The sequence below is a fragment of the Mycobacterium heidelbergense genome, assembly GCF_050205645.1.
GTDB lineage: Bacteria > Actinomycetota > Actinomycetes > Mycobacteriales > Mycobacteriaceae > Mycobacterium > Mycobacterium heidelbergense_A.
Genome location: NZ_JBNMQT010000024.1, coordinates 20,651 through 40,849, shown reverse-complemented (window position 1 = coordinate 40,849; position 20,199 = coordinate 20,651). Strand labels below are relative to the sequence as shown.

Annotated in this window: 17 protein-coding genes; 5 read left to right on the top strand and 12 right to left on the bottom strand. The window is 67.2% G+C overall.

What is annotated here, in order from left to right:
* Positions 1–120 precede the first annotated feature (120 nt).
* Entirely contained in the window at positions 121–990 is an 870-nt protein-coding gene (locus ACQI5H_RS21625) for a ribokinase (protein WP_427081334.1), read from the top strand.
* 144 nt (positions 991–1,134) lie between these two features.
* A complete protein-coding gene (locus ACQI5H_RS21620; protein WP_427081333.1) occupies positions 1,135–1,542 on the top strand; it encodes a hypothetical protein in 408 nt (135 codons plus the stop codon).
* 54 nt (positions 1,543–1,596) lie between these two features.
* On the opposite strand, the gene ACQI5H_RS21615 is transcribed toward ACQI5H_RS21620, so the two are convergent.
* Entirely contained in the window at positions 1,597–3,639 is a 2,043-nt protein-coding gene (locus ACQI5H_RS21615) for an NAD(+) synthase (RefSeq protein WP_427081332.1), read from the bottom strand.
* Between the two features lie 58 nt (positions 3,640–3,697).
* Here ACQI5H_RS21615 and ACQI5H_RS21610 point away from each other — a divergent pair, with 58 nt between their 5' ends.
* Positions 3,698–4,237, top strand: a complete 540-nt coding sequence (locus ACQI5H_RS21610) for a cysteine hydrolase family protein (RefSeq protein WP_427081331.1) — start codon at positions 3,698–3,700, stop codon at positions 4,235–4,237.
* A 35-nt stretch (positions 4,238–4,272) separates the two neighbouring features.
* Here ACQI5H_RS21610 and ACQI5H_RS21605 read toward each other — a convergent pair whose 3' ends face one another.
* A complete protein-coding gene (locus tag ACQI5H_RS21605; RefSeq protein WP_427081330.1) occupies positions 4,273–5,778 on the bottom strand; it encodes a flavin-containing monooxygenase in 1,506 nt (501 codons plus the stop codon).
* A 155-nt stretch (positions 5,779–5,933) separates the two neighbouring features.
* Here ACQI5H_RS21605 and ACQI5H_RS21600 point away from each other — a divergent pair, with 155 nt between their 5' ends.
* Positions 5,934–6,767, top strand: a complete 834-nt coding sequence (locus tag ACQI5H_RS21600) for an SIR2 family NAD-dependent protein deacylase (protein WP_427081329.1) — start codon at positions 5,934–5,936, stop codon at positions 6,765–6,767.
* Here the strand turns inward: ACQI5H_RS21600 and ACQI5H_RS21595 are convergent.
* A complete protein-coding gene (locus tag ACQI5H_RS21595) occupies positions 6,764–8,023 on the bottom strand; it encodes a cytochrome P450 (RefSeq protein ID WP_427081328.1) in 1,260 nt (419 codons plus the stop codon). The two genes, ACQI5H_RS21600 and ACQI5H_RS21595, sit on opposite strands and share 4 nt — an antisense overlap.
* Positions 8,024–8,115: 92 nt before the next feature.
* Here ACQI5H_RS21595 and ACQI5H_RS21590 point away from each other — a divergent pair, with 92 nt between their 5' ends.
* Positions 8,116–8,766, top strand: a complete 651-nt coding sequence (locus ACQI5H_RS21590; RefSeq protein ID WP_427081327.1) for a TetR/AcrR family transcriptional regulator — start codon at positions 8,116–8,118, stop codon at positions 8,764–8,766.
* Here the strand turns inward: ACQI5H_RS21590 and proB are convergent.
* From proB to ACQI5H_RS21545, 9 genes are all read right to left on the bottom strand, one after another.
* Positions 8,763–9,866, bottom strand: a complete 1,104-nt coding sequence (gene proB, locus ACQI5H_RS21585; RefSeq protein ID WP_427081326.1) for a glutamate 5-kinase — start codon at positions 9,864–9,866, stop codon at positions 8,763–8,765. The two genes, ACQI5H_RS21590 and proB, sit on opposite strands and share 4 nt — an antisense overlap.
* Entirely contained in the window at positions 9,863–11,317 is a 1,455-nt protein-coding gene (obgE, locus tag ACQI5H_RS21580) for a GTPase ObgE (protein ID WP_427081325.1), read from the bottom strand. Before obgE ends, proB begins: the two co-directional genes overlap by 4 nt.
* 42 nt (positions 11,318–11,359) lie before the next feature.
* Entirely contained in the window at positions 11,360–11,626 is a 267-nt protein-coding gene (rpmA, locus tag ACQI5H_RS21575) for a 50S ribosomal protein L27 (protein ID WP_076128676.1), read from the bottom strand.
* Between the two features lie 14 nt (positions 11,627–11,640).
* Positions 11,641–11,952: a 50S ribosomal protein L21 gene (gene rplU / locus ACQI5H_RS21570; protein WP_076064380.1), complete on the bottom strand. Its 312-nt coding sequence runs from the start codon at positions 11,950–11,952 to the stop codon at positions 11,641–11,643.
* 188 nt (positions 11,953–12,140) lie between these two features.
* Entirely contained in the window at positions 12,141–14,930 is a 2,790-nt protein-coding gene (locus ACQI5H_RS21565; protein WP_427081324.1) for an Rne/Rng family ribonuclease, read from the bottom strand.
* Positions 14,931–15,271: 341 nt separating this feature from the next.
* The gene (ndk, locus tag ACQI5H_RS21560; RefSeq protein ID WP_076057742.1) at positions 15,272–15,682 is read right to left on the bottom strand and encodes a nucleoside-diphosphate kinase; all 411 of its coding nucleotides are present in this window, start codon (positions 15,680–15,682) and stop codon (positions 15,272–15,274) included.
* 29 nt (positions 15,683–15,711) lie between these two features.
* On the bottom strand, positions 15,712–16,113 hold the full coding sequence (locus tag ACQI5H_RS21555) for a DUF4233 domain-containing protein (protein WP_427081323.1): 402 nt from the start codon (positions 16,111–16,113) through the stop codon (positions 15,712–15,714).
* On the bottom strand, positions 16,110–17,558 hold the full coding sequence (gene folC, locus ACQI5H_RS21550) for a bifunctional tetrahydrofolate synthase/dihydrofolate synthase (RefSeq protein WP_427081322.1): 1,449 nt from the start codon (positions 17,556–17,558) through the stop codon (positions 16,110–16,112). Before folC ends, ACQI5H_RS21555 begins: the two co-directional genes overlap by 4 nt.
* Positions 17,555–20,188 carry a valine--tRNA ligase gene (locus tag ACQI5H_RS21545; protein ID WP_427081321.1) on the bottom strand — a complete coding sequence of 878 codons (2,634 nt, stop codon included), beginning with the start codon at positions 20,186–20,188 and terminating at the stop codon, positions 17,555–17,557. The genes folC and ACQI5H_RS21545 overlap by 4 nt, the downstream gene beginning before the upstream one ends.
* Positions 20,189–20,199 lie beyond the last annotated feature (11 nt).

Genomic DNA, 20,199 nt, shown 5'->3' with positions numbered 1-20,199 from the left:
CCGCCTTTCTGGATTCGGCATCGCTAACGCAGCAGACTAGCGCGCGGAACTCAAGAAATTGGCGTTTGCACTAAGCGTTCGACGTCGCAACGCGGGAGCGACGCGACTAACGTCGGCGGGATGGCACGCGTTTGCGTCGTTGGCAGCGTGAACATGGACCTGACATTCGACGTCAATGCCCTGCCGCGGCCCGGCGAGACGGTGTTGGCGTCGTCGTTGAGCTACGCGCCCGGCGGCAAGGGCGGCAACCAAGCGGTTGCCGCCGCCCGCGCCGGCGCAAGCGTGCAATTCGTCGGCGCCCTCGGCGACGATCCGGCCGCCGAACAGTTGCGGGCGCACCTCTCGGTCAACGGGGTTGGGCTCGACGGCACCATCGCGATTCCCGGACCGAGCGGAACGGCGATCATCGTGGTCGACGCCGACGCCGAGAACACCATCGTGGTGGCACCGGGCGCTAACGGGCGGTTGACGCTAGACGCCGCCGCGCGCTCGGTGATCACCGGTTGCGAGGTGTTGTTGACCCAGTTGGAAATTCCGGTTCCGACGGCGGTCGCCGCCGCTCGTGCGGCCCGATCGGCGGGAGCCGTCGTCATGGTCAATGCCTCTCCGGCCGGCCAGGACCAAAGCATGCTGGCCGAATTGGCCTCCATGGCGGACGTGGTGATCGCCAACGAAGCCGAGGCCGACGAATGGCCCTGGCGCCCAACTCACTTGGTGACCACCTTGGGGGCACGCGGCGCCACCTGCGTCAGTGCCGACGACGAGTTCTGGGTACCTGCCCCGGCCGTCAAAGCGGCGGACACCACCGGCGCCGGCGACGTCTTCGCCGGAGTATTGGCCGCGAGCTGGCAACGCAACCCTGGCGCACGAGCCGAGCGGCTGCGCGCGCTGCAGCGCGCCTGTACCGCGGCGGCGCTGTCGACACAGGTGCCCGGCGCCGGCGACTGCGCACCGGACGCCTCGGCGATCGAGGCCGCGTTGCGAAGCTGAGATGTGCTGACTGGCGCGCCCACGCGGCGTGCATCACCGGGTGACCTGCGGTTGGCAGAGTTTGGCAGTGCCTGGCGTCGATCTGGCAGTGGTTTGCGGGCAACGTCGGCGGCGATCGCTGTTTGCCATCGAGAAAGGAACATCATGTCCGCTACCACGATTGACCGTACGAGTGCCCGGGACGGCTTGCTTCGCCTTGTCATGCGGGCCGACGCTGCCATCAGCGGAGTGGTTGGCCTAGCCGGTATCCCGCTGGCCGGCTGGCTCGCCGAGATCTCGGGCACCACGAAGGCATTCGAATACGGGATGGCCGCGTTCTTGATTTCCTACGGCATGGTGGTGTTCTGGCTCGCCACCTTGCCGTCGGTGCGGCGCGCCGGCATGGGCGTCATCATCGCCAACCTGGCATACACGGCCGGTGCCACTGCTTTCGTGCTCACCGATGTCTTCCCGTTGACGTCGGCCGGCGTCGTTTTGAACTTGGCCGCCGGCGCCGGCACGCTGGTGTTGGCCGAACTGCAATACCAGGGTTGGCGCCGGGCAAAGGCCTAAGGCCTGAAAGTTCAGGGCCCGCTCAGCTATCGGGCGGGCTCATGAGCTCGCGTGCTAATCCTCGGGCACTTCGCGCTCGATCTCGTCGAGCCAGATGCGCGCGGACATGTCCGACGGAGCGCGCCAATCCCCACGCGGCGACAGCGCTCCGCCGTGAGACACCTTGGGCCCGTTGGGCAACGCCGAGCGCTTGAACTGGCTGAACGAGTAGAACCGCTGCACGAAGACGCCCAGCCAGTGCCGGATCTCCTTGAGCGAATAGGACGGTCGCTTGTCTTCGGGGAATCCGGCCGGCCAGTTGCCACGCTCGGGGTCGCTCCACGCATGCCAGGCCAGAAACGCGATCTTCGACGGCCGGAATCCGAAGCGCAACACGTGGAACAGTGAAAAGTCTTGCAGGGCAAATGGTCCGACCTTCGCCTCGCTGCTCTGCAGCTCCTCCTCTTCGCCACTGGGGACGAGTTCCGGAGTGATCTCGGTGTCGAGCACCGACTGCAGCACCTCGCAGACCTGCGACTCGAACTGGCCCGACGAGATGACCCAGCGGATCAGGTGCTGGATCAGGGTCTTGGGCACGCCGCCGTTGACGTTGTAGTGCGACATCTGGTCGCCGACACCGTATGTCGACCAGCCCAGCCCGAGCTCGGAGAGATCACCGGTGCCCAGCACGATGCCGCCGCGCTGGTTGGCCAGCCGGAACAGGTAGTCGGTGCGCAATCCGGCCTGCACGTTCTCGAAGGTGACGTCGTAGACCTTCTCGCCGCGCGAGAACGGGTGATCCATCTCCTTGAGCATCAGCGCCGCGGTGTCGCGGATGTCGATCTCGGAGAAGGTGACATCGAGCGCGCGGCACAGCTCGATCGCATTGCGCTTGGTGCGATCTCCAGTGGCGAAGCCGGGCAGCGTGAACGCCAGAATGTCACTGCGCGGTCGCTCTTCGCGGTCCATCGCCCGCGCGGCGACGATCAGCGCATGTGTGGAATCCAGCCCACCGGAAATCCCGATGACGACCTTCGGGTAGTTCAGGGCACGCAGCCGCTGCTCCAGGCCGGCGACCTGGATGTTGTACGCCTCGTAGCAATCCTGTTGCAGCCGTTGCGGATCGGCGGGGACGAACGGAAAGCGCTCGACCACGCGCCGCAGTCCGATGTCTCCGGCCGGCGGGTCCACCCTGAACTCGATGCGGCGGAACGACTCCGCCGACGCGCGATGGTGACGGCGGTTGTCGTCGAACGTCCCCATCCGCATCCGCTCTGCGCGAAGCAGCCCGGTGTCGACGTCGGCGACCGACCGGCGCTCTCCCTTGGGGAACCGCTCGGACGAGGCGAGCTGCACGCCGTTCTCCCAGATCATGGTCTGGCCGTCCCAGGCCAGGTCGGTGGTGGATTCGCCCTCCCCCGCGGCGGCGTAGACGTACGCGGCCAGGCAACGCGACGATGCCGAGCGGGCCAGCAGGCAGCGGTCCTCGGCGCGCCCGATCGTGATCGGGCTACCGGACAGGTTCGCCAGCACCGTCGCGCCCGCCAAGGCCGCCTCCGCGCTGGGCGGAATCGGCACAAACATGTCCTCGCAGATTTCGACATGCAGCACGAAGTCGGCTAGGTCCGACGCGGCGAACAGCAGATCGGGCCCGAACGGAGCCTCGATATCGCCGAACCGGATGACGCCGCGCTCGTCGTCTCCCGGCGAGATCTGGCGTCGCTCGTAGAACTCCCGGTAGGTCGGCAGGTACGACTTGGGCGCCACCCCGAGCACCGTGCCCCGGTGGATGACGACGGCGGTGTTGTAGATGCGCTGCCCATAGCGCAGTGGGGCGCCGACCACCAGCACCGGCAATAGATCGGTCGAGGCGGCAACGATGTCGGACACGGCGGCTTCGACGTCGTCGAGCAACAGGTCTTGCAGCACGATGTCTTCGATGGAGTAACCGGACAGCGTCAGCTCCGGGAAGACCGCCAGGGCCACGCCGTCGTCGTGACACTCGCGGGCCAACCGCAAGACCGACTCGGCGTTGGCCGCCGGATCGCCGATCGTGGTGTGGTGTGTGCACGCGGCAACCCGGACAAACCCCTGGCTGTAGCAGTTGTAAAAGTCCATCGCCCTTCCATTGTCGCCTGGCCGGTGTCAATAAGCACGCGCCGGGTATCCCCAACAGATGAGCGACACCGCCGTCGTCGTCATCGACATGATGAATACGTATCAGCATCCCGACGCTGAAGATCTAATACCCAATGTCGGCAAGATCATTGACCCGCTGGCCGATTTGGTCCGGCGCGCACGCGAATCCGGCGACGTCGACCTGGTGTACGTCAACGACAACTACGGCGATTTCACCGCGCAGTTCTCCGACATCGTTCGCTCCGCGCTCGACGGCGCGCGGCCCGATCTGGTGAAACCGATCGTGCCGTCCGGGGATTGCCGCGTCATGACCAAGGTCCGTCACAGCGCCTTCTACGCGACCGCGCTGGCGTATCTACTCGCCCGCCTCGAGACCAAGCGGTTGATCCTGACCGGCCAGGTCACCGAGCAGTGCATCCTCTACACCGCGCTCGATGCCTACGTGCGGCACTTCCAGGTGGTGATTCCCACCGACGCCGTCGCCCACATCGACGCCGACCTGGGTGCGGCGGCGCTGAGGATGATGGAGCAGAACATGGCCGCCGAACTCACCACCGCGGCCGACTGCCTCGGCTGAGCACACCGCCGGCATGGCCTATCACCCGTCGAGACTCATCCACTTGCAGAGTGTGGCGCGCTAAGCGGCTCCCGGCGTTCAGCCGGGGCACGGCCGAACACCATTGAGTCCTCGATGCGCTCGAAGCGCCTGCTCAGTACGTCACTCAAAAAGTTGTGGCTCACCTTCCACGGCCGACGCGTGCCGGATTTCGGGTGCACATGTCGACCACGTTTCACGTAACCCGATTCCAGATGGAACGTCGGCTGCTCAGGCATCTCCGTTTCGCCCAGGTGCGGATATGCGTGGGTGTAGCCGCGAGAGTTCATGTACTCCAATAGATTTGCGACAGACCGTGCAGTCAGGTCAGCGCCCAATGTCCAGGACGCGTTGATGTAACCGAAGCTCCAGGCCATGTTCGGAACATCCTCGAGCATGTGTCGCCTGTACAGGAAGTGCTCGTGGGGATCGATCTTCTCGCCGTCGATGCTAACGGTGACGCCGCCCAGCGCTTGCAACCGCAGCCCGGTCGCCGTGATAACGATGTCGGCTTCGACGCGCCGCCCCGACTTCAGCGCGATGCAGGTGGCGTCCAAGTGATCGATGTGGTCGGTCACCACCTCGACCTTGCCGTCACTGATCGCTTTGTACAGGTCACCCTCCACGATGAAGCACAAGCGCTGATCCCACGGGTCGTACGGCGGCGTGAAGTGGGTGTCGATGGGATAGCCTTCGGGCAGATTGCGCTCCGCGATGCGGCGCAGCGCCCGCTTGCTGAATTCGGGCGTCTTGCGCGCGACAACCCACATCAGCTGGGCGACGAATGCGTTGCGCCACCGAACGATCCAGTGAGCGACCCGCAGCGGCAACGCTTTCCGCAGCGCAATCGCCGTCGGCTCCTTCTTCACCGCGGAGATCATGTAGGACGGCGTGCGTTGGAGCATCGTCACGTGCGCCGCTTTTTCGGCTAACGACGGGATCAGACTGACCGCCGTAGCGCCGCTGCCGATGACCACGATTCGCTTGCCGGCATACTCGAATGACTCCGGCCAGTGTTGCGGGTGGATCACCTCTCCGGCGAACTCCGCAATACCCGGGAACGTCGGGTTATATGGGCAGTCATAGTCGTAATAGCCGGTCCCGAAGAACAGGAATCGGCATCGGTACGTCTTTTCGGCGCCGTCCCGCCCGGTCTGCACCGTCCAGGTGTCGGTGTCGGAGCTCCAGTCGGCCGAACGCACGTGCGTGTCGAATCGGATGTGCTCGTCGATGTGATGCTTGCGCGCCGTCTCGTCGAGATACTCCCAGATATGGTCACCGTCGACGATCATCTCGGGCCGTGTCCAGGGCTCCCACGGAAAGCACAGCGTGTAGATATCGCTGTCTGAGCGCACGCCCGGGTAACGGAACAGGTCCCATGTTCCGCCGACTCGCGCGCGCCGTTCGAGTACCGCATAGCTCAGCTGCGGGTTGCGCTCGTGTATGCGGTGGGCAGCACCGATGCCCGAGAATCCGGCGCCGATGATCAGTACGTCGAAGTACTCGGCGACATTCGGACCCATGTCACTCACCATAAGCCGAGGTCAGCATTGACGCCATCATCCGGTCTTGGCTGACCCACCGCCGCGAGCGTGCGCAGAATGCCGGCGTTGGCGGCGTGTTGGTGCACAGACACGCACGCTCGCGCACGGATCGCAGCGGTGGCTAGCCTTGAGCCGTGGACGCTCCGCAGTTGGTCGCGCTGTTGGCGGGATGCCGGGTCGCGGTGCTCACGGGCGCGGGGATTTCCACCGACTCGGGCATTCCGGACTACCGCGGTCCCGATTCGCCGCCGAGCAATCCGATGACCATCGGCCAGTTCACGTCGGATCCGGTGTTCCGGCAGCGATACTGGGCGCGCAATCATGTCGGCTGGCGGCACATGGACGCAACGCAGCCGAACGCCGGGCACCGCGCGTTGGCCGCACTGGAGCGCGCCGGCGTAGTGACCGGAATCATCACCCAGAATGTCGACCTGCTGCACACCAAGGCCGGCAGCGCGAACGTGGTCAACTTGCACGGCACCTACGCCCAGGTGATCTGCCTGAGCTGCGGCTACACCATGAGCCGTGCCGCACTGGCCGAACGACTCGAGGCGCTCAACCCGGGATTCATCGAGCGCGCCGAAGCCATCGGCGGGTTGGCGGTGGCGCCCGACGCCGACGCCGTCGTCGCCGATACCGCGTCGTTCCGCTATCTCGACTGCCCGCGCTGCGCCGGCATGCTCAAGCCCGACATCGTCTACTTCGGCGAGAGCGTGCCCAAAGATACTGTGGCCCAGGCTTACTCAGTGGTCGATCAAGCCGAGGCGCTACTGGTCGTGGGATCGTCGCTGACGGTGTTCTCCGGCTACCGGTTCGTGCGGCACGCCGCCGCACTGGGCATACCGGTCGCGATCGTCAACCGCGGCCCCACCCGCGGCGATGACCTGGCCAACGTCAAGGTCGACGGTGGCTGCTCGGAACTACTGACCCTGCTGGCGGACGAGCTGTCGCCCTTGGCACTCCGCTAGAAGGTGCAGGGCATGCTGTGCACGGCGTGGACGAAATTGCCTGCCACGTAGCTCGGATCGCCGGCCTGGATATCGGGCAGCTGGCGGAGCAGCTCGCCGAAGATGGCGCGCAGTTGCGCACGGGCCACGTGGGCGCCCAGGCAGAAGTGCACTCCGCCACCGCCCAAGCCTAAGTGCGGGTTGGGATTTCGGCTCAGGTCGAAGCGCTCCGGATGGTCGAACGCCTCTTCGTCCCAGTTGCCGGACGAATAGAACATGACCACCTTCTCCCCGGCCAGGATGGTCTGACCGCCCAGCTCGAAATCCGTAGCGGCCGTGCGACGGAAGGTCATGACCGGCGTGGCCCAACGGATGAATTCCTCGATCGCGGTCCCGATCCGGTTGTCGAAATCCTCCAGCAGCCAGGCCCTTTGGTCTCCGAAGTCGCTGAGCGCCTTCATCGCATGATTGATGGTCTGCCGGGTGGTGTCGTTGCCCGCCACCGAAAGCAGCACGAAGAACGCCGCCACCTCCGCGTCGGTCAAGCGGTCGCCATCCACCTCGGCATTGACCATGCTGCTGAACAGATCGTCGCCGGGACGCGCGCGACGCTCGGCGACCAGCATCGCGGCGACCTGGTGCAGATACATCTGGTTCTCGAACAAGACTTCCATCGGGTGACGACCGTCGAGGTAGGCGGGGTCGGCCCACGACACCATGGCATCCACGGCGTGCGCCACCTGCTGACGCTCGGATTCCGGAATACCCACCATGTCCGACAGCGTGCGGATGGGCAGTTCCTTGGCACACAGATCGACGAAATCGGCGCCGCTGCCGGCGGCCCGGAGTTCTTCGACGATGGTCTTGGCGTTCGCCTTGATCGAATCTTCGATGCGGCGGACCTGCCTCGGGGTGAACGCGGCGTGGGCGAGCTTGCGCAGCTTGGTGTGCCGCGGCGGGTCCATCGCCAGGAAGGACTGCGACGCTTCGAGCAGCTCCACCGGGATGTTCTCGAACATCACGCCCTTGCCCGACAAGAACACGTCGTTGTTGCGGCTGACCGTGACGATGTCGGCACGCCGGGTGACGGCCCAATAGCCGGGGTCGTCGGGATCGGGCATCAGGGCGTCTTCGACCGGCGGATGCCAACTCACCGGACGCTCGGCGCGCAGCACGGCGAACGCGCGTTCCCGGTCCGCCGCGGTGGTCGACCAAAACGCGCGCGAGGACAGATCGATGGGGTCGTAGGCGCGGGCAATGGCAGGCGTAGCCGTCATGGAATCCTCCAACGAACCGAGAACCGTTGACCGACGATATGCCTAGACACTTTGTCTAGTCAATATGTCAAACTGTCGGCTATGCTCGGTGAATGCCGTCGGTCACCCGAAAGCCGCAGGCCAGGCGCGAGCACACGCGCCAGCAGCGGCGCGAGCAGATCGAGCGCCGGCTGCTCGACGCCACTGAGCGGCTGATGCGCGACGGCGCCAGCTTCACCGAGCTCAGCGTGGACCGACTGGCGACCGCGGCGAGCATGTCGCGGGCGAGCTTCTACATCTACTTCGAGGACAAGGGCCACCTGCTGCGCCGGCTCGCCGGGCAGGTATTCGCCGACCTCGCCGAGGGCGCCGAACGCTGGTGGAGCGTGGCGGGGCGGCACGATCCCGACGACGTGCGGGCGGGGATGGCCGCCATCATTGAAAGCTATCGCCGTCATCAACCGGTGCTCGTCGCACTGAACGAGATGGCCGCCTACGATCCCTTGGTCGGCGCGACCTATCGCAATCTGCTGACCGCGATTACCGGGCGGTTGGCCCGTGTCATCGAGGACGGCCAGGCCGACGGTTCCATTCGGCGTGAGCTGTCCGCCGCCACCGCGGCGAGCGCACTGACGTGGATGGTCGAGCGGGCGTGCCAGCAGAATCTTCCGAACGCCCCGGCCTCCTACGACGCGGAGCTTGCCGCGACCCTGACCGAAATCATTTGGGGCGCACTCTATCTCAAACCGATTTCGCCGAGTTAGACGGTAACCAAATCGTCGGCGTGCACCGCGGGGCGGCGAAGCTCGCCGGGTAGGTCGGACGTAGACCGCCCCATCATGGTGGCGAGCTCGGCCGCGTCGTAGGCGATCACACCGCGGGCCACCATGGTCGCATCCGGTCCGCGCAACTCGACGACATCTCCGGCGTAGAACCGGCCCGACACCGCGGTGATACCCGCGGCCAGCAGCGAACGGCGTTGGTGCACCACCGCGCGCACCGCTCCCTCGTCGAGGCTCAGCGTGCCGGTCGACTCCGCGGCATAGCGCACCCAGAATCGGCGTGCCGACATCCGGGCGGGCCGCGCGGCGAACACGGTTCCCGTCGAGGCGTCGGTGAGCGCCGTCGCGGCGTCGGTCGCGGCGGCCAGCAGCACCGGGACCCCGGCGTCGGCGGCCAGCAGCGCCGACGACACTTTCGACGCCATCCCCCCGGTGCCCAGGTGGCTGCCCGGACCGGCGACCACACCGTCCAGGTCCGCCGACCCCGCTACCTCGGGAATGAAGCGCGCCGCCGGCACCTTCCGGGGATCGGCGTCGTAGAGGCCGTCGATGTCGGAGAGCAGCACCAGCGCCTCGGCGCCGACGAGGTGGGCCACCAGCGCCGAGAGCCGATCGTTGTCGCCGAACCGGATCTCGTTGGTGGCGACCGTGTCGTTTTCGTTGACGATCGCCACCGCATGCAGCGCGCGCAGCCGATCCAGGGTGCGCTGCGCGTTGGTGTGTGAGGCCCGCACCGAAATGTCGTGTGCGGTCAGCAGCACCTGCCCGACTGTGCGGCCATAGCGCGCGAACGCCGCGCTCCACGCGTTCACCAGCGCGACCTGCCCGACGCTGGCGGCCGCCTGCTTGGTCGCCAAATCCTTTGGACGACGGGCTAATCCGAGCGGATCGACGCCGGCGGCGATGGCGCCGGAGGACACGATGACGACGTCGGTACCCGCCTTCATGCGCGCCTCGATCGCGTCGGCCAGTCCGGCCAACCGGCCGGCGTCGAACGCCCCCGACGGAGTGGTCAGCGCGTTCGTCCCCACCTTGACGACCAGACTGCGCGCGGTCCGGACAGCTTCTCGCTGCGCGCTCACGAGGCCCCACCCGTTTCGGGACCGTGCTCGCGCCGCTGACGCCGGGCGGCCTTGCGCTCCGCGGCGCCGACCCGCTCGGTGCGTTCCAACCGCGCATCGGTGCCGCGGCCCGAGAGCGCGACCTGATGGCCGGCCGGGGTTTGCGGCTCCCAGTCGAACGTCATGTCGCCGATGGTCACCGCGCATCCCGGTTGCGCGCCGAGCCGCAGCAGCTCCTCCTCCACACCGAGGCGTGCCAGCCGGTCGGCGAGATAGCCGACGGCCTCGTCGTTGTCGAAATTCGTTTGGCCCACCCAGCGCTCGGGGCGGGCGCCGGTGACGACGAAACCGCCCTGCCCGTCGGGCTCGACGGTGAAGCCGCTGTCGTCCACCGGCACCGGGCGGATCACCGGGCGCCGCGCAATCGGCGCCGGTCGCGATGCGTTGTACTCCGAAATCATCGTCCAGAGCCCAAAGATCAACGGCTGCAACCCTTCCCGGGTTGCTGTTGATACCAGGAAAACCGGCCAGCCACGCTCGGCGATCTCGTCGCGGACGAACTCCGCAAGCTCACGCGCCTCCGGCACGTCAACCTTGTTGAGTACCACCGCTCGCGGCCGCTCGGCCAGGTCGACCAGCGCCGGATCCCCCTGCAGCGTGGGGGTATACGCCGCGAGTTCGGCCTCGAGCGCGTCGATGTCGGAGATCGGGTCGCGACCGGGTTCCGCGGTCGCACAGTCGACGACGTGAACGAGCACCGCACAGCGCTCGATGTGCCGGAGGAAATCCAGGCCCAGGCCGCGTCCCTGCGACGCGCCCGGTATCAGGCCGGGCACGTCGGCCACCGTGAATGCGTGCTCGCCGGCGGAAACCACGCCCAGATTGGGAACCAGCGTGGTGAACGGGTAGTCGGCCACCTTGGGCTTGGCCGCCGAGATAACCGACACCAGCGACGACTTTCCGGCGGACGGGAATCCGACCAGGCCGACGTCCGCGACGGTTTTGAGTTCGAGGGTGAGGTCGCGGGCCTGGCCCGGCTCGCCGAGCAGCGCGAAGCCGGGGGCTTTGCGGGCGCGCGACGCCAGCGCGGCGTTGCCCAGGCCGCCGCGGCCACCGGCGGCGGCCTCGAAGCGGGTGCCCGCCCCCACCAGGTCGGCGAGCAGCCGCCCGTTTTCATCCAGCACGACGGTGCCGTCTGGCACCTTGACTTCCAGGTCCGCGCCGGCGGCACCGTCGCGATTGTTGCCCATCCCCTGCTTGCCCGACGGCGCGGTGACGTGCGAATGGAAATGAAAGTCCAGCAGGGTGTGCACCTGCGGGTCGACGATCAGGATGATGCTGCCGCCGCGGCCGCCGTTGCCGCCGTCGGGTCCGCCCAGCGGCTTGAATTTCTCGCGGTGGACCGACGCGCAGCCGTTACCGCCGGAACCCGCCCGCGCGTGGATGACGACTCGATCGACAAACCGAGGCATCGGGGGTCCTCTCAGCTACCCGCATGCACGGGCGCGGCGACCTCAGTCGGTGGTCTGCCCGGCCGCGACGATGTTGACGGTCTTGCGGCCGCGCTTGACGCCGAACACGACCGCACCGGCCGCCGTTGCGAACAACGTGTCGTCACCGCCGCGGCCCACGTTGGCGCCGGGGTGAAACTTGGTGCCGCGCTGGCGGACGATGATCTCGCCGGCCTTGACGACCTGGCCACCGAACCGCTTAACGCCCAGCCGCTGTGCCGCCGAATCGCGACCATTGCGCGAGCTCGATGCGCCCTTCTTGTGTGCCATATCTGTCGCCTCCGCTACTTGATCCCGGTGACCTTCAGGACCGTCAGCTGCTGACGATGTCCCTGACGCTTGTGGTAGCCGGTCTTGTTCTTGAACTTGTGGATGCGGATCTTGGGGCCCTTGGTGTGCTCGAGCACCTCACCGGTCACCGCGACCTTGGCCAGCGCGGCGGCGTCCGAGGTGACCTTGGCGCCGTCGACGACGAGCGCGACCGGCAGCGACACCTTGGCGCCCGGCTCCGAGTCGAGCTTCTCGACCTTGACCACGTCTCCGACGGCGACCTTGTACTGCTTACCGCCGGTCTTGACGATTGCGTAGGTCGCCATCGTGGGTGCACCTCTGTTTACTCGTGGGCACGCGTCACCGGTTGCGTGCGCGTGGTGGGTCTGGGTCACGGGAGTCTGGGGCGCGGGCCTTATCTCTCCCGCTGTCGTCGGCCCGGCAGGCCTGACGACAACTGTCCAAGGGTACGTGACCAGCGGCTACAGGGTCAAACCGGCTCGCCTGACCGGCGTCAGTCCACGTGGATCGGCGGGCCGGCCGGCCTACCCGCCGCGCGGCGCCGCCGCGGGCGTCCCGCGACCACCCCGGATTCCCCGCGGCCCGTCTCGGCCTCGGAGTCGTCGTCGGAATCCTCGACATCCAGGTCGTCGTCGTCGAGGTCGAGATCCTCGTCATCGTCATCAAGGTCCTCGTCATCGAGGTCCTCGTCGTCGAGCTCGTCCTCATCGTCTTCGTCGTCGGAGTCCTCGTCGGCCTCGTCGGAATCGTCGACGTCCTCGTCAGACTCCTCGACGTCTTCGTCGGAGTCCTCGAACTCGGTCCGGTCGGTGTCCTCGAGATCGGCGGGAACCCTTTCCTCGGTCCGCTCGTCGATATCGGTGGTGGTGTCGGTGTCCTCGTCGGATTCGCCGGTTTCGCCGTCGCCACGGCCGGCCGCCATCGCCTTGAACATCGGGTGCTCGCCGGGAGCGTGCGCCGGCACCTTGGCCACCGCGGGCTCATCGGATCGACTCTTCTTCGACCGCTTGCCCCGCCGGCCGCCGGACTCGGACTTGCGCCCGGACGCCGGGGCCGAATCGACCGGGTCGCCGTGCAGCAGGAGCCCGCGCCCGGCGCAGTTCGGACAGGGTGTGGTGAACGCCTCGATCAGCCCGGTTCCCAAACGCTTGCGGGTCAGCTGAACCAGGCCCAGCGAGGTCACCTCGGAGACCTGGTGGCGGGTGCGGTCGCGGGCCAGCGACTCGGTGAGCCGGCGCAGCACCAGATCGCGGTTGGACTCCAGCACCATGTCGATGAAGTCGATGACCACGATGCCGCCGATGTCACGCAGTCGCAGCTGGCGAACGATCTCCTCGGCCGCCTCGAGGTTGTTCTTGGTGACCGTCTGCTCGAGGTTGCCCCCCGACCCGGTGAACTTCCCGGTGTTGACGTCGATCACCGTCATCGCCTCGGTCCGGTCGATGACCAGCGTGCCGCCCGACGGCAGCCACACCTTGCGGTCCAGCGCCTTGGCCAGTTGCTCGTCGATGCGGTGCACCGCGAACACATCCGGCCCGGCCGAATCGTCCGGCCCGGTGGCGGGCTCATACTTGGTCAGCTTCGAAACAAGTTCCGGGGCAACGGAATTCACGTACTCGTTGATTGTGTTCCACGCCTCGTCGCCGGAGACGATGAGCCCGGCGAAGTCTTCGTTGAACAGGTCGCGGATGACCTTCACCAAGACATCGGGCTCTTCGTAGAGCGCCACCGCGGCGCCGGCTGCCTTCCCCTTGATCTCGGTCGCCTTGGCCTCGATCTGCTCCCAGCGCTCCTGCAGGCGGGTGACGTCCTTGCGGATGTCCTCTTCCTTGACGCCCTCCGACGCGGTGCGGATGATCACGCCGGCGTTCGACGGCACCACCTCCCGCAAGATCTCCTTCAGCCGCTGGCGTTCGGTGTCGGGCAGCTTGCGGCTGATCCCGGTCGACGACGCACCCGGCACGTAAACCAGGTAGCGGCCCGCCAGCGACACCTGAGTGGTCAGCCGGGCACCCTTGTGTCCGACGGGGTCCTTGCTGACCTGGACGACGACATAGTCGCCGGGCTTGAGCGCCTGCTCGATCTTGCGGTCGGCGCCACCCAGGCCCGCGGCTTCCCAATTGACCTCCCCGGCGTAGAGCACGCCGTTGCGGCCGCGGCCGATGTCGACGAAGGCCGCCTCCATCGACGGCAGCACGTTCTGCACGATCCCCAGGTAGATGTTGCCCACCAGGGACGCCGAGGCGGCCGATGTGACGAAGTGCTCGACGACGATGCCGTCTTCGAGCACCGCGATCTGCGTGTAGCGCGCGCCCGGGTGCGGCGGTTCGGTGCGGACCCTATCGCGCACCACCATCATCCGTTCGACGGCCTCGCGTCGCGCCAGGAATTCCGCCTCGGTCAGCACCGGCGGGCGACGGCGCCCGGCATCGCGGCCGTCGCGGCGCCGTTGCCGCTTGGCCTCGAGTCGGGTCGAGCCGTTGATGCCCTTGATCTCGGCGCCGGCCGAGCCGTTCGAGTCATTGTCGTCGCCCTTGCCGGAACGCGGGGCCCGCTCGTGCACGACGGTGTTGGGCGGATCGTCGGGTGACGGCCCGTCTTCGTTGTCGTCGCCCGAACCCGACTTGCGGCGCCGTCGCCGCCGCCGGCGCCGGTTGCCCGCCTCGGACGAGCCGTTCTCGTCGTCGCCGACGTTGTCGTCGTCGGAATCGTCGGAGTCCTGGTCGTCGTCGTCCGAGTCGGAGTCGGAAGAGTCCCTGTCGGAGTGGTTATCGGACCCACCCTGTTCGCCGCGGCCGCGCCCGCGGCCCCGGCGGCCGCGGCGGCGCCGCCGGTTGGCGGGCCGATCGGCCTGATCGTCCTCGTCGTCATCGTCGGAGTCGGAGTCGTCGGAGTCGGCAGCGTCGTCGGCGCTGCGGTCGTCGTCACCCCGCTCGATCGGTTGCGGCGCGACGAACAGCGGCATGTAGTGCGGCCGTTCCACGGGATCTGGGCTCTGCAGCATCAGCCGGGATTCGGGCTCCTCCGCGGGTTCGCCGGCCGCGACGGCCGCCGTGGCCTCCGGTTGGGCGGCCAGCAGATCGCGGACCCGGATCGCGTCGTCGCGGTCCACGGTCGAGTGTGCGCTGCGGACCCGTCCATCCAGCGCGTTGAGCGCGTCCAGCACCTGCTTGCTGGTGGTTCCCAGCGTTCGTGCCAGCGAATGGACTTTTAAGCTTTCCGGCAATTCCTCGTGCTGGATCGGCTCGTGTGATGGGTCTGAAGGTGGTGCACCGTTTACCACGTAGTCTCCTCAAGCCCCCGGGCGCGTCCTTTCGACGCGGCCACGCGAGGGCTTCGCTATGGGCCCGGGTCCACTTCCCCCGGACTTGTGATGGTCTCGCCCCGGGCGGCTCAGGTAGAACTCACTCGGCGCCGTGCTGAATGTCGGCCTGACATGCCGCGCAACACCACGGGTTCGCGATGGTCGCGCTTGTCTAAGTCTTCATTCGGGTGTCCGACGCCGGTCCGGCGACGTTCACCCAACTATAAGTATCCCACATCACGGCCAGGCTCCAGCCCCACCCGACTTCGGCGCTCCGCAAACCCGCCCCGGTTCGCGCGTGGCTCGCTATCGTCGCCTGGCTAAACGCCGGGAAACCACAGCGCGATCTCGCGCTTGGCCGAATCGGCCGAGTCGGAGCCGTGCACCAGATTGAACTGCGTTTCCAGCCCGAAATCGCCGCGGATGGTGCCGGGGGTGGCCTGGTCGACCGGGTCGGTCCCTCCGGCGAGTTGGCGGACCGCCGCGATCGCTCGCGGACCCTCCACGATTGCTGCCACCACCGGACCCGAGGTGATGAACTGCAGCAACGACTCGAAGAAGGGTTTGCCCTCGTGCTCGGCGTAATGCTGACTCGCCAGCTCCGCGTCGATGTGGCGAAGTTCCAGCGCGGCAATCGCGAGCCCTTTGCGCTCGATGCGGCCGATGATCTCGCCGACAAGCCGCCGCTCGACGCCATCCGGCTTGATCAGTACGAGGGTCCGTTCCGTCACGGCGGACAGCGTACAGAATGCGGCGGCGATCAGTCGGGTGGCGGCTGGCCCTGCGCCTGTCCATATTGCTGCCGCCGCCTGACCTCGGCGCGCAGGTAGGCGATCAGCAGCCACACACCGGCGAACAGCAAACCGATGAAGCCCACGCCGGGGTAGATCAGAAACCCGGCGACCAGCACCGCTTGCACGCCCACGTTCACCCAAATCGCCCACGGCCTGCGCTGCAGCCCGGTGAGCAGGACCAACAGCGCGGCCAGCCCGATCAGGTAGCCCAGCGATACCGGATTTAGGCCGCCGCCGACGGCGCCGACCACCGGGATCGCCAGCAGCACCACGATCGCTTCCAGAAGCAGCGTCGCGGCCATCACCGCACCGAAACTCTTCCACGGATCCGCGGGTGGCACGGGTCCCTGCTGGCTTGGGGCGGTCATTGCGGATCACGACCGAACAAGGTGCGGGCGGCCCCGGCCGTGACGACCGATCCGGTGATGACGATCCCAGTGCCGGAGAACGCGCCTCCCTCGGCGTCCCCGTGCGCGGCCGCGTCGTCGACGAGGGCGGTCGCGACGTCGATGGCGTCACGCAGGTCCTCGGCCGTCGTCACGCGCTCCGGCCCGAACCGCGCCCGCGCCGCCACCGCCAGCGATTCGACATCCAGCGCCCGCGGCGACCCGTTGTGGGTCACCACGACGGAGTCGAACACCGGCTCCAGCGCGGCCAGGATGCCGTCCACATCCTTGCCTGTCAGCACGCTGAGCACGCCGACGACGAAACGGAATTCGAACTCGTCGGCGAGCGCCTGCGCCAGCGCGGCGGCCCCGGCCGGGTTGTGCGCGGAGTCGATGAACACCGTCGGCGCGCTGCGCATGCGTTCCAGCCGGCCGGGACTGCTGACCGCGGCGAAACCGGCCCGGACGGCGTCGATGTCGAGCTGACGCTGCGCGCCCGCGCCGAAGAACGCCTCGACCGCCGCCAGTGCGACGGCCGCATTGTGCGCCTGATGTTCGCCGTGCAGCGGCAGGAAGATGTCGGAGTACACCCCGCCAAGGCCCTGCAGCCGCAACACCTGCCCACCGATCGCCACCTGGCGATCCAACACCGCGAACTCGGAATCCTCCCTAGCGACCGCGGCATCGGCGCGTACGGATTGGGCCAACAGCACTTCCATCGCCTCGGGCGGCTGGCGCGCGATGACGGCGACGGTGTCGGGTGAGCCGTCCGGTGCTTTGGTGATGACGCCCGCCTTTTCGCCGGCGATTCCGCGGATGTCGTCGCCCAGATAGTCGACGTGGTCGATGTCGATCGGGGTGATGACGGCCACGGGCGCGTCGATCACGTTGGTGGCGTCCCAGCGTCCGCCCATGCCTACCTCGACCACCGCGACCTCGACGGGTGCGTCGGCGAACGCCGCGAATGCCATGCCGGTCAGCACTTCGAACTTGCTCATCGCCGGCCCGCCGGCGGCCTGCGATTGCTCGTCGATCATCTGCACGAACGGTTCGATCTCCCGATACGTCGCCACATACCGCGCGGGACTGATGGGTTCGCCGTCGATCGCGATGCGTTCGACCGCCGACTGCAGGTGCGGGCTGGTGGTTCGACCGGTCCGCCGGTGCAACGCGGTGAGCAGCGCATCGATCATCCGCACCACCGAGGTTTTGCCGTTGGTGCCCGCGACGTGGATCGACGGGTAGCCGCGCTGGGGCGAGCCCAGCAGATCCATCAACGCGGTGATCCGGGTCAGGCTCGGCTCGATCTTGGTCTCGGGCCAGCGCTGATCCAGCAGGTGCTCGACCTGAAGGAGGGACGCGATCTCGTCCGGTGTGGGCGCCATGGCGTCGGTTTCGAAGCGCCCTGGTCCCGGCGGCTCGGTCATTGCAGCCCGGCCAGCCTGGCGGTGATCCGTTCGGTTTCCTCTTGGGCTACCCGCTGACGGTCGCGGATCTTGCCGACGACCTGTTCGGGGGCCTTGGCCAGAAAGTCGTCGTTGCCCAATTTCGCGGCGGTGGATGCCAGCTCCTTTTGCGCTGCGGCCAAATCCTTTTCGAGACGACGGCGCTCGGCCGCCACGTCGATGGTGCCCGACGTGTCGAGTTCGAGCATGTCTGTGCCGGATCCTTGGCGGACCTCCAGCGACGCCGACGGGGTGAAGTCGGGGCCCGGCGCGGTCAGCGAGGTCAGGGCCATCACCTGCGCGCTCAGCTCTCCCCCACCACTCAAGCGCGCCGACACCTTCTGCCGATCGGCCAGGCCCTGATCGCTGCGGAACCGGCGGATCTCGGTGACGAGCTTCTGCATGTCGCTAATCCGTTGCGCGGCAACCGGATCCAGCGCGATACCCGAGGGCTTCGGCCATTCGGCGATGACCAGCGACTCCTGGTCGGTCAGGGCCTGCCACAGCGCCTCGGTGACGAATGGGATGACCGGGTGCAGCAACCGCAGCAGCGTGTCGAGTACCGCCGCCAGCACGGCGGTGGTGTGGGCGAGCCCTTCGGATAGCTGCGTCTTGGCCAATTCGACATACCAGTCGCAGAATTCGTCCCAGGTGAAGTGGTAGAGCGACTCGCAGGCCCGGCTGAACTCGTAGCCGTCGAACGCCGAATCGACTTCGGCGCGAACCTCTTCCAGCCTTCCCAGGATCCAGCGGTCGGCATCGGTCAGGTCGGCAAGATCGGGCAACGGCGCCGGGCTCGCGCCGTTGAGCAGCGCGAACCGCGTGGCGTTGAAGAGCTTGGTGACGAAACTGCGCGACGCCCGGACGTGATCCTCGCCGACGGCCAGGTCACTGCCGGGGCTGGAACCGCGCGCGAGGGTAAACCGCAGCGCGTCGGCCCCGAACTTTTCCACCCAATCGAGGGGGTCGACGACGTTGCCCCGCGACTTGCTCATCTTGCGGCCGAACTCGTCGCGGATCAGCCCGTGCAGGAACACATCGGTGAACGGCACCTGCGGGCCGCGGCTGCCGTCCACGGTGATCGCGTCGTCACCGCCGACGAAGGTGCCGAACATCATCATCCGCGCCACCCAGAAGAACAGGATGTCGTAGCCCGTCACCAGAACGCTGGTCGGATAGAACTTTTCCAGTTCGGCAGTCTTTTCCGGCCAACCCAGTGTCGAAAACGGCCACAGCGCGGACGAAAACCAGGTGTCCAGCACGTCGGGGTCCTGCGCCCAGCCATCCGGGGGTGTGTCGTCCGGGCCGACACACACCTGTTCGCCGTTGGGCCCGTACCAGATCGGGATGCGGTGGCCCCACCACAGCTGTCGCGAGATACACCAGTCGTGCATGTCGTCGACCCAGCCGAACCAGCGCGGTTCCATGCTGGCGGGGTGAATCACGGTGTCCCCGTTGCGCACCGCGTCACCGGCGGCCTTGGCCAGCGATTCGACCCTGACCCACCACTGCAGCGACAGACGCGGTTCGATGATTTCGCCGCTACGCTCCGAATGCCCGACGCTGTGCAGGTACGGCCGCTTCTCCTCGACGATGCGGCCCTGCGCGGCGAGCGCCCCCCGCACCGCGACCCGCGCGTCGAAGCGGTCCATGCCGTCGAACTCGGTTCCGGTGTCGACGATAAAGGCCTTGGTGTCCAAGATGTTTGGCATCGGCAGCTCGTGACGCAGTCCGATTTCGAAGTCGTTGGGATCATGCGCGGGCGTGACTTTGACCGCACCCGTGCCGAATTCGGGATCGACGTGGTCGTCGGCGACGACGATGAGTTGCCGGTCGATGAACGGATGCGGCAATGTGGTGCCAACCAGATGCCGGTAGCGCTTGTCGTCGGGGTGGACGGCGATCGCGGTGTCGCCGAGCATCGTCTCGACGCGGGTGGTGGCGACGACGATGTGTGGCTCGTCGTCGTCGAGCGACCCGTAGCGGAACGACACCAGCTCGCCCTCGACCTCGTCATAGACGACCTCGATGTCGGAGATCGCCGTCTGCAGGACCGGCGACCAGTTGACCAAGCGCTCGGCCCGATAGATCAGTCCGGCGTCGTAGAGCCGCTTGAAGATGGTCCGCACCGCGCGGGACAGGCCCTCGTCCATGGTGAACCGGTCGCGACTCCAGTCCACACCGTCACCGATACGGCGCATCTGGCCACCGATGGCGCCGCCCGACTCGCGCTTCCAATCCCAGACCTTGTCGATGAACAGCTCTCGACCGAAGTCCTCCTTGGTCTTGCCGTCCACCGCGAGCTGTTTTTCCACCACGCTCTGGGTCGCGATACCCGCGTGATCCATACCCGGCTGCCACAGCACCTCATAGCCCTGCATGCGCTTGCGGCGCGTCAGGGCGTCCATCATGGTGTGCTCCAGCGCGTGACCCATGTGCAGGCTGCCGGTCACGTTCGGCGGCGGCAGCACGATCGAGTACCCGGGTTTGGTGCTGGCCGAGTCCGCCGCGAAGTAACCGGCGTCCAGCCACTTCTGGTAGATCGCGCTCTCCATCGCGCCCGGCTCCCACGACTTGGGCAGGTCGGCAGCGGAACTAGGACTGGCGGTCACCGGTCAATTCT